Source organism: Ruoffia tabacinasalis, from assembly GCF_005864045.1.
Taxonomy (GTDB): domain Bacteria; phylum Bacillota; class Bacilli; order Lactobacillales; family Aerococcaceae; genus Ruoffia; species Ruoffia tabacinasalis.
The window spans coordinates 1-17,205 of record NZ_VBSP01000025.1 but is presented as its reverse complement, the minus strand read 5'-3'; the positions used below and the strand labels follow the sequence as shown (position 1 = coordinate 17,205).

Below are 17,205 nucleotides of genomic sequence, written 5' to 3'. Positions count from 1 at the left end.
GTTTTTCCAATCGGTCACCAACTTTACTATTTTAATTCATTTATTATCTTTTATTAATGTAGTTGTTCTTTTAAAGCCGCCAATGAGTTTTCATCAATGATGTCATAGTAAATACCATCGATCATCTCACCTGTTCCCGTTAATTGATAAGTTTCAATTTCGATATTTGAATTGTAAGTTTTGTATAAATCGAACAATTGTGGCAAGCTTAAGTTTGTTTCAATATTATCTGATAAAGCAGAGAACATCTTAATATAGTTTGGTATTGATTCCAGTTCCGTTGCTTTTTGCATCACTGCTTGTACGATTTCACGTTGGCGTTCTTGTCTTGCGTAATCACCGCCTGATGTATAACGCTCACGTGCATACGCTAATGCCATATCGCTATCTAATTTGGTTGTGACTCCAGCTACGAAATCATAGCCTCCTATCGAGAAGGATGTCGGTGGTGTCACTTCAATTGTTCCAACTGCATCTACAATTTCCTTCAGTCCTGCCATGTTAACTACGACATAGTTTTCAATGTTTGTGTCTAAGAAGTTGTTTACTGTGCTTAAGCTTAATTCTGCTCCACCAAAGGCGTATGCATGATTTATTTTATCCAATCCATATCCTTCAATCTCAACATAGGCATCTCGTGGAATACTTGCAAGAATTCCAGTTTCTTCTTCCTTATTAATATCCATAACCATCATTGTATCTGAACGACCTTGATCCACTCTTCCTAAGTCTCCAGTGTCTACTCCCATAAATAACATCGAAAAATGCTCAGAAGATTCTGATGACTCTTCCTGAGCGGATACAAACGGGTTGGGACTTAATGTTGAGGTAACCATTAGTAATATAAGTAAAACATTCCGGGTAAATTTCATCCTTTTTGCTCCTCTTGATTAGATTATCAACACTTCGATATTAAGTTAATATTTAATTTTTTCTAGTTTTGATAATATTTTTTTATAGATTGTTTAATTTTACCTTAATTATACGCATAAATCTATAGTATTTAAAGGGGGAAAATCGTTTATATCTCATTGAAAACGATTAATATATATATTTAATTATATATAGTAATGAAATAATTTATTCTATGCGCCGAATGTATCCTTATTATTCACTTAAATTATGATACTACATTTTTCTCTTTTTTCTTAATTAACCCTTAAAATTTACATAAACTTTACAATACTATTGGCTAAAACTTTCATAAGTTACTTTATATTACAGTATAATTTAGGTGGATTTCGATTAGAAAGCGTTTTTCTAGCGATAAGTTTGATAGGGATTCTATGAGACGTTTTTAAAAGGCAATTAATCTTCGCCGCTTTTAATTTATTGGCTTATTGCTGGAACGGGATGGCTGGTAACAATGTCTACCTTACCTGAACATCTAGACAGTACTGCTCGTATTATAAAGGAAGATATTGCTTTCATAAGTGGGTCGAAACCTGATCTTGGCATCGAATCATCGCATAAAGGATATCGAATTATGATGGAACAATCAGCGGGTATGCAAGAATATTTTCGTGCACAGTTTCCTAAGACTCACTAAGCACTTTATGATATATATCATGAGTTTAGACAATTACTGGGTCGGTCTATGGATGAGAATAAGATTGACTTTCCGATCTATATAGATTCATTAATTTGAAGAATTTAATGGTTGATTTGCACGGGAAGTATTATGATGGGCACTATTCTCATGCGCGGATGATTCAGAAGTTGTTATCATTTGAATTGTGAGATTTTTTGGCGATTGAGACGTGCCAGCACCGGGAGTTGAGTGTTGCGCGCTTGAATTCAAGTGAGGCGGAATTATTATTAGTACGTTTAAGTTGTCTGATACGATTGGGAAGTTGACAGTGGTGATTGATCACTACCCCAGCTTTAGTAATCTGAACCGGATTAAAACAGCGATTCAAATTGTGTTGGAGGAGAAAGCTGAGAAGTATGGAGAGTTTGGTTTTGAGTTTTAGGTGAGATGGGCGTTACCTTGGTGGGTGATGCTCCTTTTTTTGTGGGGATTTTTGGAGAATTTGGCGTTTACGGGGCGTTGTGAGGTGGAACGATGAGCCGTATTTATGTTTACGGGGCGTCGTGAAGAGGCACGATGGACCGTATTTTCGAATGCGGAGTGTCGTGAGGTGGCACGATGAACCGTATTTGCGTTTACGGAGTGTCGTGAGTTAGCACGATGAACCGTAAGTCAATTTGCGGTACGTCGAGCCGGTGCTCGACGCCCTTTTTTGATTTAATGAAAAAAAGTCATCCTGTTGGATGTGTCGCGGTCTAGGCGGTGCACGAGAAGATACGGTTGCGACGGTTGCCTTTTTGGACGTATTTTTACACGAACGCTTGCTAATCAAGTAAAGAAACATATTTGTCGCAATAATTATTACAATTCAACATGTTTAAAACGATTTTCAAAGTTTGAGGATAGAAATTATTAATTTACTCATATAGTTCTTGGTATTGTATTTGCTACTGATGAGTGGAGATACTTTTGATATTTATTTATAGACTGATTTTCTTCTACCCTCCTAATTTGACAAGCTTAGTGCTTAATTTATCTAAACGCTTTCCCATTTCATTTAAGTATTAAAGACAGGGTGAAAGTAGAGTAGTTTTATAATTTTTTATGTGTTATATTATATAAAATAAAGTTATATGAACGTTTGCCACTCGGCTCATTTAGCTAATTTAATAAAATAAAGTATGGAGCCATCATTTTTATTAAATAATTGGAGGGTATCAATGAAGACATTAGAAATTAAAAACTTACACGTATCAATTGAAGACAAGGAAATTTTAAAAGGTCTAAACTTAACCATTAATACGGATGAAATCCATGCCATAATGGGACCAAACGGAACGGGTAAATCAACCTTAGCAGCGGCGATCATGGGAAATCCAGCTTATACAGTGACCGAAGGAGAAATTTACTTAGATGGTAAAAATGTATTGGAAATGGAAGTTGATGAGCGTGCTCGAGCTGGGCTATTCTTAGCAGTCCAGTACCCAAGCGAGATTCCTGGTGTAACAAATGCCCAGTTTATGAAAGCTGCCATTAATGCCCGTCGCGCTGACGATGACAAAATGAGTGTCATGGAATTTATTAAAAAACTCGATGAAAAGATGGCCATCTTAAACATGCCGGAAGAAATGGCAGAACGTTACTTGAACGAAGGTTTCTCAGGTGGTGAGAAGAAAAGAAACGAAATCTTACAATTAATGATGATTCAACCAGCCTTCGCCATCCTAGACGAAATTGACTCAGGACTTGATATTGATGCCTTAAAAGTTGTTTCACGTGGTGTAAATGAGATGCGTGGCGAAAACTTTGGTGCTTTAATCATTACGCATTATCAACGTTTACTAAACTACATTACACCGGATTATGTTCATATTATTATCGATGGAAAAATCGTTAAATCAGGTGGTCCTGAATTAGCCAAACGATTAGAAGATGAGGGATATCGTGGCATCGTTAAAGAGTTGGGCTTAGATTTCGAATTAAAAGAGTAGGTGAAACCCTTGACACAAATACCATTACATGAACAAAAAAGCTTAATTCCACAATACTCAAACGTTACTCAATCTTTTCAAGACGCACAACAACAAGCCTTAGCTGCTTGGGAAACACTGCCCTTACCTTTTATAGAGCGTATGAGCTACCCAACGTGGGAATTATTCAGCCAAGTGATTGCAAGTCCAAAAGCCAGTGCCAATGACTTAGTCTCTACTTATAAAAACAACCTAAAGCTTTCGGATGACCAACAACTGAGCGCCCGCATCGCTCACTGTGGTAATACGACGGATGTTGATTTCGTGCTAGCAGACTTAATGGAGCAAGGTGTAATTATTCAAGACCTCTTCACTGCAATGAATGAATTTCCTGAATTAGTGGATGCGCATCTATTCAGTGCGATTTCAGCTACAGAAGATAAAGTTGCTGCCTACCATACAGCCTTTATGAACGGTGGATTATTCATCTATATTCCAAAAAACGTTGAAGTGAACTTGCCGATTGAAGCAGTGTTGCTACAAGACAGTCGTCAAGAACTCGCATTCAATAAGCATATTTTAATTGTAGCGGATACGAATAGTCACGTTGAATACTTAGAGAAATCAAATACGATCGGCGATAAATCCAATAGCGCCACTTTATTTGTTGAGGTGATTGCTCTCAATGGGGCTAGTGTTAAGTATGTCTCGATGGATTCACTTGGAGCAAACACGACAAGTTTCATTCGTCGCTACGGATTGACACAGCCTGATGCGAATATTTCTTGGGCCGTGGCTGCTATGAATAATGGGGATACAATCTTAGATACCTATACCGTCTTAGATGGTAACGGCTCATCATCCAACGTTGATGTTATTAGTATTAGTAACCAATCGCAGACACAGACGATTAACACGAAGGTCCTCAATGTTGGTAAGAATACAACTGCCAACATCTTCCAACATGGGGTTATTCTTGACCAAGCGCGTCTAACGTTCAACGGTATCGGCCATATCGTTAAAAATGCAAAGGGCGCAGATGCACAACAGGAAAGCCGTGTAATGATGCTTTCTGATGATGCCCGTGCGGATACAAACCCAATCTTATATATTGATGAGTTTGAAGTCACGGCTGGTCACGCCGCGAGTGTGGGTCAAGTTGATGAAGAGCAACTGTATTACTTAATGAGTCGTGGTTTAAAGCACGAGGAAGCTGAATACTTACTCATCCGAGGATTTTTAGGTCAAGTGATTCAAACAATGCCATCTAATAAAGTAAGACAACAAATGGTCGAGATCATTGATGAGAAACTTAAAACATTAAACCATGATTAATAAATTAACTGTATCAACTATTAGGAGGTGACACCATGACATTCACACCTTTAAGACTCTTCTCTCAAGAGAAAAGCCAGTCTATTCGAGCCCAATTTCCAATCTTAGAACAAAGTGTCAATAATGAACCCTTAATATACTTTGATAATGCAGCTACATCCCAGACACCTCATTCAGTTGTTGAAGCATTAGCCGACTACTACCACTATGATAATGCCAATATTCACCGCGGTGTCCATACTTTAGCCGAGCGAGCAACACGTGCTTACGAAGGAAGCCGGCATTATATTGCGAACTTCATTGGGGCAAAGGATGCTAGTGAAGTGATCTTCACGAGTGGAACCACCGATGGGATTAATTTTCTTGCTAGAGGGCTTGTTGAAGACCAACTAGAAACCGATGATATTATTTTAACAACACCTCTAGAACATCATTCTAATCTCGTGCCTTGGCAAGAACTTTGTCAACGCAAGGGGGCAAAGTTAGAATATATGGCGCTTAATGAGGATTTTCAAGTTAACCTTTCTGTGTTAAAGAAAAGAAACACAGAAAATATTCGTGCCATCGTGATCCAACATGTATCCAATGTTCTTGGAGTTGAACAACCGATCCAAACTCTTAGTGAATGGGCACGCGAACACGATATTTTACTCATTGTTGATGGCGCTCAAGCAATTCCTCATCAAGCGATTAACGTGAACGATTTAGGTATTGATGCGTATTGCTTTAGCGGGCATAAAGCTTATGGTCCGACTGGGGTTGGTATCTGTTACTTAAATGAAAGACACCACCAACAAGCACGTCCCGTTCAATATGGTGGTGAGATGATCCACTTTGTCGGTGATTATGAGAGTAATTATAAAGACTCACCATGGAAGTTCGAAGCCGGCACCCCGCCGATTGCACAAGCGATCGCCTTACAAGCGGCCTTAGAGTATATTAACCAAACTGGTATTGAAGCCATTGCTCAACATGAAGCCGCTTTGACCCAACAGTTGTACCAAGGGCTTCAAGAAATTGATGGTATTGAACTTTACCAGAGCCCTGATATCATTGCACGCAATCCTCATGGTATTATTAGTTTCAACTTTACTACTATTCATCCCCATGACGCAGCCTCTGCTTATGATATGGAAGGTATTGCTGTACGAGCTGGACATCATTGCGCCCAAGTATTGATGCGCAAACTTGATGTCGCGGCTACTTTAAGAGCGAGTGTTGGTATGTACAATACTGCCGCTGAAGTTGAACAATTTTTGTTAGTGACAAAGAAAATAAAGGAGTTTTTTGATTATGTCTCTATTTGATCTAACGAGTCTTTACAAAGAAGTCATCATGGACCATTCAAAGAACCCGCGCCATAAAAAACCGATTGCCCATTACACTCATCGTGTTGAATTATTAAACCCGACTTGTGGCGACGCCATTGTTGTTGAATTCACACTGCATAATGACACAATTGAAGAAGTTGGCTTTACCGGCCAAGGTTGTGCCATTAGTATGGCCAGCGCCGATATGATGTGTGACACGTTAAAAAACAAAACAAAGGAGCAAGCGCTTGAGATTATAGAGAACTTTACTCATTTATTAGGTGGAGAACTGAAATCGCAAGCTAAATCTTTAATGGACACGACTCAATTACAAGATGTATTGCAAGATGCCTACTTGTTAGAAGGCATTAAGAAATTTCCTGCACGTTATAAATGTGGCATACTTGCTTGGAGAGCCCTTGAATTAGGCATGAGTCAAAATGCTCAGACTGAAGAAGGAATTATAGAAAGAGAGTGATACTATGAGCGACGTACCAGTTCTCGGCGATTATGAATTTGGTTTCCAAGATAATGCTGAGATTATTTTCTCGACTGGATTGGGATTAAATGAAGAGGTTATCCGAACCATTTCCCAAGAGAAGGATGAACCTGAATGGATGTTAGACTACCGATTAAAAGCTTATGAAATATATAAGAACAAACCCATTCCAGAATGGGGACCTGATCTATCTGGAATTGACTTTAATGACATCACGTATTACCAAAAAGCAACTAACCGCCCTGTTCGTACTTGGGATGATGTTCCCGATGAGATTAAAAAAACTTTCGAACGGATTGGTATCCCAGAAGCAGAACGTGCTTATTTGGCAGGAGCGACAGTTCAATATGAATCTGAAGCAGTATATACACGTATGAAAAGTGCATATGAGAACTTAGGTATCATCTTTACGGATATGGATTCTGCCTTACGCGATTATCCTGAATTGGTTAAAGAATACTTTGGTAGTGTTGTCCCTTCAGAAGATAACTTCCAAGCAGCATTAAACAGCTCTGTATGGAGTGGTGGAACCTTTATCTATGTACCAAAAGGGGTGCAAACAACTCTTCCACTGCAGACTTACTTCCGAATGAACAATGAAAAGTCTGGACAATTTGAGCGTACATTAATCATCGTAGATGAAGGTGCAAGTATTCATTACGTTGAAGGGTGTACTGCCCCAACCTTCTCATATGCCAACTTACATGCTGCCGTTGTTGAAATTGTCGTTAAAAAAGACGCCTATTGTCGTTATTCTACCATTCAAAACTGGTCAGATAATGTCTACAATATTGTGACTAAACGAGGTCACTGTGAAGAAGGCGCAACACTGGAGTGGATTGATGGGAACCTTGGCTCTAATGTCACTATGAAATATCCAAGTGTCTTCTTAAATGGACGTGGTTCTCGCGGAACCGTCTTATCAATTGCTTTCGCTGGTGAGAATCAACATCAACATACAGGGGCTAAAATCTTCCACATGGCTCCAGATACATCGAGTTCAATCGTTTCAAAATCGATTGCCAAAGACGGGGGAAATGTTGATTACCTTGGACAGGTCTACTTTGACAAGAACAGTGACCGTTCAATCTCACATATTGAATGTGACACGATTATTATGGATGATAAGTCACGTTCTGATACAATTCCATTCAACGAAATCCACAACAGTAATGTGACCTTAGAACACGAAGCGAAAGTCTCAAAAATATCAGAAGAGCAACTCTTCTACTTAATGAGCCGTGGCTTAGATGAGGCAACTGCCACTGAAATGATTATTATGGGCTTTGTTGAACCATTTGCTAAAGAATTACCACTTGAATACGCCGTTGAACTGAACCGTTTAATCGCTTATGAGATGGAAGGATCGGTTGGGTAGAATCATTAACTGCAATATCAAACGCACAAAAAAGCTTGAGCAAAAACAATATAATCTGCTCAAGCTTTTTTTAATTAGATAATATGACTTGTTGAAAAACACCCTATCGAGACTTTATTGATGTGGTGTTTAGATGTCGATTTCCCATTCAGTTCCGATTACTTGGGTGCTCAGGATAATAGAGGCCGCCACATCGTGGGTCTTCATTTTCTTGGATAGTCATCATTTCCTTAGCGAGTTATCCAATCACTAGCCAAATATTGCCATCTTTCAAGTCGAATTCATTCGCCATATATAACTTAGCCCCATTATGTACATATTCCTTTAACGTGCCAACTCTTAATATAGTTACTTTGCTGATCCGCATCCATAATATTGACTGTATCTTCCTCGTTGATCAATATTAACCTCGATTCCACTGGAACATGTCCCCAATATTCTGTAAATTTTCTACTAATTTCCCACGCGCTCGCATCATCTGAATAAAGAAATCATTGCCGATCTCTCTTCCATTGTACATCTACATTCCATTTTCATATACTTAATTCTGAAGCAAATTCTTGACCTCAAAATGAAAGCCTTTACGTGACGAGATCAACATAATATCAATCTGCATACGCCCAGCAACCAGCGGAAAGTTCAAATCTGCTAAAACCTCCCAATTTTGGGGAATCTCTGGCAACAGCATCAACAAACATTCGCCCTCACCAATAAAGCCCGTCCGGTAATTCTCCAACCGCCACTCCAAATTTTTTGGTAACTTGTAGAGGATTCCATAAATTTGTTTTGTATATTGTGGTTTTTGGGCCTCGTCTACTCACACGAAGTTACTTCCACTCATTTTCAGGCCCACTCACCGATTCAGCAACGAATAATATCTTCCAAATAAAATGGCACAAGCCATGTTAGTAATGACTAATATGGCTTGTGCCTTATTATCTACCAGTTTGCTTTATCTAATTCAGCTTGTGTCCAAGGATAGGGATTAACAGTAATGGATTCCAATGTTTCTGGATGTGAAACTGTTACAACATTTGTTGTCAGATTATTTGGATTAGCTTTAACATCCGCATAGAAATAACCATTACTATCCGCTGTTATGGGTGGGATGCCCGTTGAAGCGTAACCGTCTAATTGCATTATATTTACTTCTGCAAAAGGATAAGTATACCCTTCAATATAACTTTGTCCTACGAAATAGCGTTCTACCGTTAGATAACCCGATTCATGTGCTAACGCCGTAGGTTGGTACTGTACAATTGGCAATTCTGCTTCATAAACTTGTTGTCCCTGTTCATTTAGGATTGTTATTGTTGGAACTCTCCCCACCGCAGCGTCGGCATCAATTGAAAAATACCCCTCATCATTAGGTGTTGCTTCAATGACAGACAGTACCTCATCATTCATAGTCTGTGTCGTAGTGACCACTATGTTGTATAGTGGATTGACATAACCGGTAACCCGACCATCTTGCATGAAGACGGGTTCAATAACTAATTTATCCAATTGAGTAGACAGTAGTTCCCACGTTACAGGTGGTATATCGCCTCGTCGCGTTGATAACATGCGCCAATCTTCAGGAACTGACCAATTACTTTCAGTTAAATCTCCCGACACCGTAGGCAAATCCCCTCTTTCCTTTGCTGCCAAAGCTTCTAATTCTTCGCGAGTCTCAATTGTCGCATATTCCTCAAATACTTCAGGTTGACTATGGTTATCCCACTTCAATAAACTAATGCCACCTTGATCATTATAAAAGAAATAAATGATGTAATGCCAACCTCGTACCGGTTCAGTAATCATTCGACTATTAATATGAACCAATCTTTCATCCTGACCATTCGATTCTTTGACCGCTAACTCTTTTGTTTCATTGACTTCTGGATGTCCTTCCAAATAAAGAGCATTCTGTCTCGATCGATTAGGTCCCCAATAATTGTAATACATTGAAATTTTGTTACCTTCAATAGTTACATCAAAGTCAGCAAATTCTCGCTCAGTATTATCAACATGATAAAACCTCATATTTTTTGGCAACCTATCAAACTCCACTGTAAAAGGATATAAACTTTGCCTTTCGTCTTCTGTTGTATTCTCTTCTAAGTATCGATTCAAATAATCTCCAACAACCATGCTTTGTGCCGTTGAATGTTTTCCATCAATACCATAAGATCGAAAACCTTTAATCTCTCCTGTTGATAAAATATTAGCTTCTTCCTCAGCTAAATAGAGCTCGGCTTCCTCTCTAGTAACTTCCCCATTTATAACCTCCATCAGACTAGAAATAACTCGCTCACGTTGCTCAGCTAGCGTCTCTGCATTCACTAGCTGAGCCTGACCAAAAAACAAGCTTGAAAAAAGCAACAACAGACACAATCTCATTGTTAGTTTCATATCTTTTCTCCTGTACAAAATTTTTAAAAACATATTTTTATTGATGATATAAAAGAACTTTATAATAAGCAAGCTTAAGTTAACTTGTTTATTTATTCCTGAATAATTCATAGTTTTACTAATAATCCTTCTAAAGGTTGATTTAATAGTCTTTAAATTAATCTGCTTCATCACCAAATGAGTGATGGAGTAAAATAATATAAAGACTGTACAATCAGCATTAACTAACATTTTTAGAAAAACTATGAATTATTCAGGTTATTATATTCGATATCCACTAACTTAACTCATTTGTTTATTAGCTGTGCTTAAAAATAAATTGGGATATGATGGTATTTCAATTATAATTCATAAAAAGGGATCTGTTCATTGGCTTTTAAGATTTAAAGGTAAAGGTGCTGATACGATTATTTTATTTTTCGGCCTTGTGATGATGGACGAGACCAAATCCAATCCCAAACTCATCAAAAAAAGAACCACCTCATTTCCCAGGTAGTTCTTACATAATCTTATCTTATCTAGACACTTTCAGAAACCCTTTAGGCGCAGGCGACGAAAACTTCACCACTTTCCCTGTCCGCGGGTGCTCAAAGGCAATGGTTGTCGCATGCAAACCGAGTCGTTTCAACGGATTTGTCTTCGCTCCATACTTTTTGTCCCCTGCCACCGGATGGCCGATTTCTTCCATATGAACGCGGATTTGATTTTTGCGTCCTGTTTCAAGTTGGACTTCTAGTAAACTGTAATTTGCATTGCCCTGCTTCTTCGTATAATGCGTCACCGCGTGCTTGCCACCGTTATCGTAGTCATTTGAGTAGACTTTCATCGTTTTACTTTCGGTGAGCCATGATTCTATTTTGCCTTGGGGTTTGCGAACAACGCCTTCAACAAGCGCCGTATAGATGCGTTCTTTGACGATAGTATGCCAGTTTTCTTGCAATTTCTCTTTAACTTCTTCGGTTTTGGCGTAGATCATGACGCCAGATGTGTCGCGGTCCAGGCGGTGCACGACAAAGATGCGGTTGCGGCGGTTGCCTTCTTGCACGTATTTTGTGACTTGGCGGTAGGCTGTGTCTTCTGCATGGTCTCTGCCGGCTACAGATAGGATGCCTGCTTCTTTGTCAATCACGATAAGGTCGTCGTCTTCATGTAAGATTTTCACGCCTTCAAGCGCTGCGGTCTTTTTCGCTCCTTCATTAGACAAGACGCCAACTTTTTGTCCTTTTTTCAAAGGATGATTAAATTGTGTGACAGCTTTTCCATCGACAAAGAACTGCCCACGCGCCAGCATGGATTTAACATTGTTGCGACTCTTTGGTGCTAATTGGTTGATCATAAATTTGAGTAATTCGGTTGCTTCTTCGGCTGTGTAATAGGTCATATGTTTGTTCATTTAACTCACCTTTTCATTTACTTCTTATCTTTGTAGTATAGCAGAAAAAGTGCTACAAGTTTGGTATAATCACCCTACAAGATGAAAGGTAGGCAATTAAATGAATAATAATGATCGATTAACCCGCTTGCGCTATGCGTTAGATATTAAAGATAGCGATATGGTCACCATCTTTTCGATGGGTGGAGTTACCCTTACTCAAGAAGATGTTGTCCAATTATTGAAGAAATTACCTAAAGAGGATCCGACTCAAGAAAACCAATTCGTCCAAACACTCACTGATCAAGAGTTAGAACGCTTTTTAAACGGCTTAATCATCTCTCAACGCGGTAAGAAAGAAGGCGCTGGTGAGCCGAGACTTGAACTGAATCCAGAGAATGCGAATAATATTTTACTGAAAAAAGTAAAGATTGCACTCTCCCTAACCACTGACGATATTTTAGGTATTTTAGCAACGGCGGGGGTTGAGATTTCTAACAGCGAATTAAGTGCTGTTCTACGCAAAGAAGGCCACCGCAATTATAAGCCCTGCGGCGACCGTTATATCCGTAATTTCCTCAAAGGCCTAACCTTTGAATACCGCTCTTAGAGAAAAAAACCGACGCCTTATGCGTCGGTTTCTTCTTCGTGTCCAATTGAAAAGACATACTTGTGCCCCTGAGACATGCTGTGATAGAAACCTTCGCCTTCATATAGATGAAAAACTTGCATGCCTTGGCGAATGTCGTCATCAGGATACACTTGCTCAACATAAGGATTGTTCGCAAGCAGTTCCTGAAGGCGGTCTTTCCCAACTTGGCGCACTTTTCCCTCGATTCGGATCACTTGAACGAGATAGCCTTCTTCAGACATTGTGGTAATAGCGATATTTGGATTGTGCTTAAGTTGTTTATAAAAATCCGTCGTGGGACTGGTCATGAAAAAGACGCCCTGCTCGTTAGCAACGCCGATATGGGCATGTCTCGCATGCGGTTTTCCGTTCTCATCCACCGTTGCAAAGACAGCAACTTTCATATCTTTTTCCAGAATTTGCATAATATCATTTACTTCCATGTTAACACTCCTTCGTTCTTTATTTTCCTTTATTATAGCATATGGATTCGCTTTTATAAAAATATTTTATATGGATGAAATGTAACGCAAATGTGAAGAGAATATGATATTTTCAAGTGGATATTGCTTTTTATTACCGATAACTGTACATTAGATATATTAATGAATGAATATGGTCTGACCATAGGGGGAAGAATGTTGAAAAAATTAATCTTATTTAGTTCTTTATTTATACTAGGCGGGTGTGGGTACTTGGACTCAGAACCACCAGCTGGAAAAACAGAGGGCTACGTACACGAACCCATCCAAGATGGAAATGATAATAAAAATGAAGAAGTAGAAATACAAACAGATTCTGAATCAGCAGTTGAGACTGAAAAAGTTTCTGAAGTTGAAGAAGATTTGGAAGATGAGGTACAACTTGGTATGGCAATCTTTGTGCCAGATCCTGAATTAATGGTTTACTTGCCCATTGAAGTGGCGGAAGAAGAGCTAGATTATACAGAAGATGAGTTAATTTACTGGAATAACTTGGCGATTGAATACGGACTGCCAACTTATGATGGTGTAAGCGACTTTAACTTATTCGCTACTGCAGTGCAACAAGCGATAGACGCTGCACAAGAATCTGTGTATGAAGAACCTGTCTATGAGGAGCCTGTTTACGAAGAACCCGAGTCTTCATACGAAGAGCCGTCTTACGAGGAACCAGAATCTTCATATGAGGAACCTTCTTACGAAGAGCCCATTGATGAAGGTTCTCTACCAGAAGAAGAAACTCCAAGTAATGATTATTATAATTACGATTTCAGTAATAATAGTAATCGCAGCGATGTGTTTGGTAATGATGAAAGTGAATAGAGTTTGGGTAAGAACCGCTGACTTGGGAATTTTCCTGGGTCGGCGGTTTTTTGTGGGGATTTTGGTTTGCGAGGTGTCGAGTCGGATCACGACGCTATGGAAATTCAGTTGCGGGGCATCGTGTGGTGGCACGACACTCCGTATTCGCATTTGCGGTACGTCGAGTCGGATCACGACGCTACGGAAATTCGTTTGCGGACTGTCGTGAGGTGGCACGACACTCCGTATTCGCATTTGCGGTACGTCGAGCCATCTCACGACGCCCCGCATTTTCCAGAAAGTTCACTGAAAACTCAAAAAACTCCCGACCTACTTCATCACTCTGATAAAGTAAGTCGGGAGGCTATTTTATTTTATATTATTTTACATATTAAGCTTCAGCTTACATCATGCCTGGCATTCCGCCACCCATGCCGCCTCCGCCCATTCCCATGTCTGGTGTTTCTGATGGGATGTCTGCAACAACTGCTTCGGTTGTTAATAGTAATGCGGCAACTGAGGCTGCATTTTGTAGGGCTGTACGTGTTACTTTAGTAGGGTCTACGATACCAGCGTCGATCATGTTTTCGAATTGACCTGTGGCTGCGTTGTAGCCGATACCTTTGTCTGACGTACGGATTTGTGACACAACGACTGAACCTTCTGCGCCGGCATTTTCAGCGATTTGGCGAATTGGTTCTTCAAGTGCGCGAGCAACGATTGAGATTCCTGTTGCTTCGTCGCCTTCTGCTTCAAGTGCGTTCACTGCGTCTTGAACGTTCACAAGTGCAGTTCCCCCACCTGCTACGATACCTTCAGCAACTGCGGCACGTGTTGCGTTTAATGCATCTTCGATACGTAGTTTGATTTCTTTTTGTTCTGTTTCAGTTGCAGCACCGACTTTGATGACTGCTACTCCGCCACCTAATTTAGCTAGGCGTTCTTGTAATTTTTCACGGTCGAATTCACTTGTTGTTTCTTCGATTTGTCCGCGGATTAAGCCAACGCGGTTTTCGATTTGTTCTTTAGATCCAGCACCTTCAACGATGGTTGTGCTGTCTTTTGTTACTGAAACTTTACCAGCTGTACCTAAGTGGTCTGGTGTTGCATCTTTTAACTCAAAGCCTAATTCTTCTGAAATTACTGTTGCGCCAGTCAGAATCGCTAAGTCTTCTAACATTGCTTTACGACGGTCACCAAATCCTGGTGCTTTAACGGCAACCACATTTAATGTTCCGCGTAATTTGTTTAATACTAGTGTTGGTAATGCTTCGCCTTCAATATCTTCTGCGATAATTAATAATGGACGGCTTGTTTGCATAACACTTTCTAATAAAGGTAGTACATCTTGGATGTTTGTAATTTTACGGTCAGTAATTAATACATATGGGTTCTCTAAGTCTGCAATCATTTTTTCATTGTCAGTCACCATGTACTGAGATAAGTAACCACGGTCAAATTGCATTCCTTCAACCACTGATAATTCTGTATCAATCGATTGTGAATCTTCAATTGTGATGACACCATCTTGGCCAACTTTTTCCATTGCGTCCGCAATTAATTCTCCAACTTTTTGGTCTCCTGAAGAAACTGATGCGACTTGTGCAATCGATTCTTTTGAAGAAACGGGTTGAGATAATGATTGTAAAGCTTCAACCGCTGCACGTGTTGCCATTTCGATTCCGCGACGGATGCCAACTGGGTTTGCACCTGAAGTCACATTTTTCATACCTTCACGAGCGATTGCTTGAGTTAATAATGTTGCGGTCGTTGTCCCGTCACCGGCGATGTCGTTCGTTTTTGAAGCGACTTCCATCACTAATTGAGCACCCATGTTCTCGAAGCGATCTTCTAATTCGATCTCGCGCGCAATTGTCACACCGTCGTTCGTAATTGTTGGTGACCCGAATTGTTGGTCTAAGACTACGTTACGCCCTTTTGGCCCTAATGTTACTTTAACTGTATCTGCTAAGATATCAACTCCACGTAGTAGAGCTGCACGTGCATCTTCTGAAAATCTTAAATCTTTTGCCATATAATATTCTCTCCTTTAAATTCGATATTATGCTAAGACTGCTAATAAATCTTTGTGCTCAATAATCATCAATGACTCATCGCCATGTTCAACTTCTGTTCCAGAATAATTCTTGAAGAACACTGTGTCGCCAACTTTAACGCCATCTTTTTCTTCAATTTCTGGTCCAACAGCCACAATTTCACCGTATTGTTCTTTTTCTTTGGCTGAACTTGGTAAAACGAAACCACTTGCTGTCGTTTCTTCTGTTTCTGCCACTTTGATAACAACACGTTTTCCTAAAGGTTTAATCATATTATACCCTCCAAATGATTTTATTTTTATATTTAGCACTCGTTTTATTTGAGTGCTAATGGTTTAATCTTATAATAGTCTAAATTGGTCAAAAAATCAAGTCATAGAATTATTTTTTTCGAAAAAAAAGCACACCTTTTGGCATGCTTTACAATTATTTTTTTTCAAAATCAGAGAAGTCCTCTGCATCATCCATATTACTATCAATGAAGTAAATGAGTGTCTGTAGTTCATTCGTCAGGTCCACATTTTGAACACGAACGCTGCGCGGTACATCAAATCTAAGTGGCGTGAAGTTCATAATTCCTTTCACTCCCGCCTCGATAATTCGGTTCACGATATCCCCTGCGACGTCTTGTGGGACTGATAAAATAATAATTTCAATTTGTTGTTGTTCGATTTGCTCTTCTAATTCATCCATTGAATAAACTGGGACACCACGTTGAATTGTTCCAATTATATCAGTATTTACATCAAACGCGGCTCCAATTCGAATATTGCTATCCTTCCGGAAATTGTAGTTAATCAGTGCATTCCCCAAATTACCTACACCAACCAGACCAACCGACGTTAAGCGATCTTGATTTAAAATACGCGAGAAAAAGTCTAATAAGTGATCCACATCGTAACCGTAACCACGTTTCCCCAATGCCCCAAAATATGAAAAGTCACGACGAATGGTCGCACTATCTACTTTTACAGCTTCACTTAATTCCGTTGAAGAAATGCGCTTTTTCCCTGCATGTTGCAAGAATCGTAAATACCTATGATAGATGGGTAATCTCAAGGCAGTCGCTTTTGGTATTTCTTTTGCCATAAATTGCCTCCTCCTAGGTTTATCTATATCTAATTTTTAAGTCATGCTCATTATAGCACTCCTTCACAAACTTTGTCCAAATGTAACCTTCGAGGGTTTACATTTATTGTGAATTCTGAGCCTATTTAGCCTAACTTTTATATTCTAATATATTTTTTAGTGAGAATAAAGCTTTTTATGTGAAATACTGTGCAAAATGTACATTAATTCGAATATGGTGGTGGTTGTTTGAACTGGTCCTATAGTCAAGGACTATTTGAGCCACATTTTGAGTGCAGCTACTCTTCAATTTCAATCGTTCTGATGTGCGGTAATGCAGGTGTTGAATAAATATCTGCTAAAGGATAGACATTGGT

At 39.4% G+C, this 17,205-nt stretch carries 17 protein-coding genes; 9 read left to right on the top strand and 8 right to left on the bottom strand.

What is annotated here, in order from left to right; translation table 11 throughout:
* Positions 1-53: 53 nt before the first annotated feature.
* Positions 54-872, bottom strand: coding sequence for an LCP family protein (locus tag FEZ33_RS07585; protein WP_138404803.1), 819 nt, complete (start codon positions 870-872; stop codon positions 54-56).
* Positions 873-1,366: 494 nt separating this feature from the next.
* On the opposite strand from FEZ33_RS07585, the gene FEZ33_RS07580 reads away from it, so the two are divergent.
* The 7 genes from FEZ33_RS07580 to sufB all read left to right on the top strand — a co-directional run bounded on the left by FEZ33_RS07580 (position 1,367) and on the right by sufB (position 8,023).
* Complete coding sequence (locus tag FEZ33_RS07580) at positions 1,367-1,549, top strand: hypothetical protein (protein WP_138404802.1); 183 nt, start codon at positions 1,367-1,369, stop codon at positions 1,547-1,549.
* Between the two features lie 283 nt (positions 1,550-1,832).
* Positions 1,833-1,973, top strand: a complete 141-nt coding sequence (locus FEZ33_RS12465; RefSeq protein WP_171031326.1) for a hypothetical protein — start codon at positions 1,833-1,835, stop codon at positions 1,971-1,973.
* A 778-nt stretch (positions 1,974-2,751) separates the two neighbouring features.
* Positions 2,752-3,522, top strand: coding sequence for a Fe-S cluster assembly ATPase SufC (sufC, locus tag FEZ33_RS07575; protein ID WP_138404801.1), 771 nt, complete (start codon positions 2,752-2,754; stop codon positions 3,520-3,522).
* 9 nt (positions 3,523-3,531) lie between these two features.
* Positions 3,532-4,836 carry a Fe-S cluster assembly protein SufD gene (gene sufD, locus FEZ33_RS07570; RefSeq protein WP_235888790.1) on the top strand — a complete coding sequence of 435 codons (1,305 nt, stop codon included), beginning with the start codon at positions 3,532-3,534 and terminating at the stop codon, positions 4,834-4,836.
* 35 nt (positions 4,837-4,871) lie between these two features.
* Positions 4,872-6,143, top strand: coding sequence for an aminotransferase class V-fold PLP-dependent enzyme (locus FEZ33_RS07565; RefSeq protein ID WP_138404800.1), 1,272 nt, complete (start codon positions 4,872-4,874; stop codon positions 6,141-6,143).
* Positions 6,130-6,624, top strand: a complete 495-nt coding sequence (gene sufU / locus FEZ33_RS07560) for a Fe-S cluster assembly sulfur transfer protein SufU (RefSeq protein WP_138404799.1) — start codon at positions 6,130-6,132, stop codon at positions 6,622-6,624. The genes FEZ33_RS07565 and sufU overlap by 14 nt, the downstream gene beginning before the upstream one ends.
* Before the next feature lie 4 nt (positions 6,625-6,628).
* The gene (gene sufB / locus FEZ33_RS07555) at positions 6,629-8,023 is read left to right on the top strand and encodes a Fe-S cluster assembly protein SufB (RefSeq protein WP_138404798.1); all 1,395 of its coding nucleotides are present in this window, start codon (positions 6,629-6,631) and stop codon (positions 8,021-8,023) included.
* Between the two features lie 541 nt (positions 8,024-8,564).
* On the opposite strand, the gene FEZ33_RS07550 is transcribed toward sufB, so the two are convergent.
* The 3 genes from FEZ33_RS07550 to FEZ33_RS07540 all read right to left on the bottom strand — a co-directional run bounded on the left by FEZ33_RS07550 (position 8,565) and on the right by FEZ33_RS07540 (position 11,810).
* Positions 8,565-8,759 (bottom strand): nuclease-related domain-containing protein, encoded by a 195-nt coding sequence (locus tag FEZ33_RS07550; protein WP_138404797.1) that lies wholly within the window; start codon positions 8,757-8,759, stop codon positions 8,565-8,567.
* A 203-nt stretch (positions 8,760-8,962) separates the two neighbouring features.
* On the bottom strand, positions 8,963-10,417 hold the full coding sequence (locus FEZ33_RS07545; protein ID WP_138404796.1) for a hypothetical protein: 1,455 nt from the start codon (positions 10,415-10,417) through the stop codon (positions 8,963-8,965).
* A 514-nt stretch (positions 10,418-10,931) separates the two neighbouring features.
* Entirely contained in the window at positions 10,932-11,810 is an 879-nt protein-coding gene (locus FEZ33_RS07540) for an RluA family pseudouridine synthase (RefSeq protein ID WP_138404795.1), read from the bottom strand.
* 100 nt (positions 11,811-11,910) lie between these two features.
* On the opposite strand from FEZ33_RS07540, the gene FEZ33_RS07535 reads away from it, so the two are divergent.
* Positions 11,911-12,399 (top strand): YehS family protein, encoded by a 489-nt coding sequence (locus tag FEZ33_RS07535; RefSeq protein WP_138404794.1) that lies wholly within the window; start codon positions 11,911-11,913, stop codon positions 12,397-12,399.
* A gap of 17 nt (positions 12,400-12,416) precedes the next feature.
* Here FEZ33_RS07535 and FEZ33_RS07530 read toward each other — a convergent pair whose 3' ends face one another.
* On the bottom strand, positions 12,417-12,863 hold the full coding sequence (locus tag FEZ33_RS07530; RefSeq protein WP_138404793.1) for a pyridoxamine 5'-phosphate oxidase family protein: 447 nt from the start codon (positions 12,861-12,863) through the stop codon (positions 12,417-12,419).
* Between the two features lie 198 nt (positions 12,864-13,061).
* Here FEZ33_RS07530 and FEZ33_RS07525 point away from each other — a divergent pair, with 198 nt between their 5' ends.
* On the top strand, positions 13,062-13,724 hold the full coding sequence (locus FEZ33_RS07525; RefSeq protein ID WP_138404792.1) for a hypothetical protein: 663 nt from the start codon (positions 13,062-13,064) through the stop codon (positions 13,722-13,724).
* A 382-nt stretch (positions 13,725-14,106) separates the two neighbouring features.
* Here the strand turns inward: FEZ33_RS07525 and groL are convergent, their stop codons facing one another.
* The 3 genes from groL to FEZ33_RS07510 all read right to left on the bottom strand — a co-directional run bounded on the left by groL (position 14,107) and on the right by FEZ33_RS07510 (position 16,849).
* Positions 14,107-15,738 carry a chaperonin GroEL gene (gene groL / locus FEZ33_RS07520; RefSeq protein ID WP_138404791.1) on the bottom strand — a complete coding sequence of 544 codons (1,632 nt, stop codon included), beginning with the start codon at positions 15,736-15,738 and terminating at the stop codon, positions 14,107-14,109.
* A gap of 27 nt (positions 15,739-15,765) precedes the next feature.
* Positions 15,766-16,032, bottom strand: a complete 267-nt coding sequence (locus FEZ33_RS07515; RefSeq protein WP_138404790.1) for a co-chaperone GroES — start codon at positions 16,030-16,032, stop codon at positions 15,766-15,768.
* Positions 16,033-16,186: 154 nt separating this feature from the next.
* Positions 16,187-16,849: a redox-sensing transcriptional repressor Rex gene (locus tag FEZ33_RS07510; RefSeq protein WP_138404789.1), complete on the bottom strand. Its 663-nt coding sequence runs from the start codon at positions 16,847-16,849 to the stop codon at positions 16,187-16,189.
* Positions 16,850-17,205: the final 356 nt, after the last annotated feature.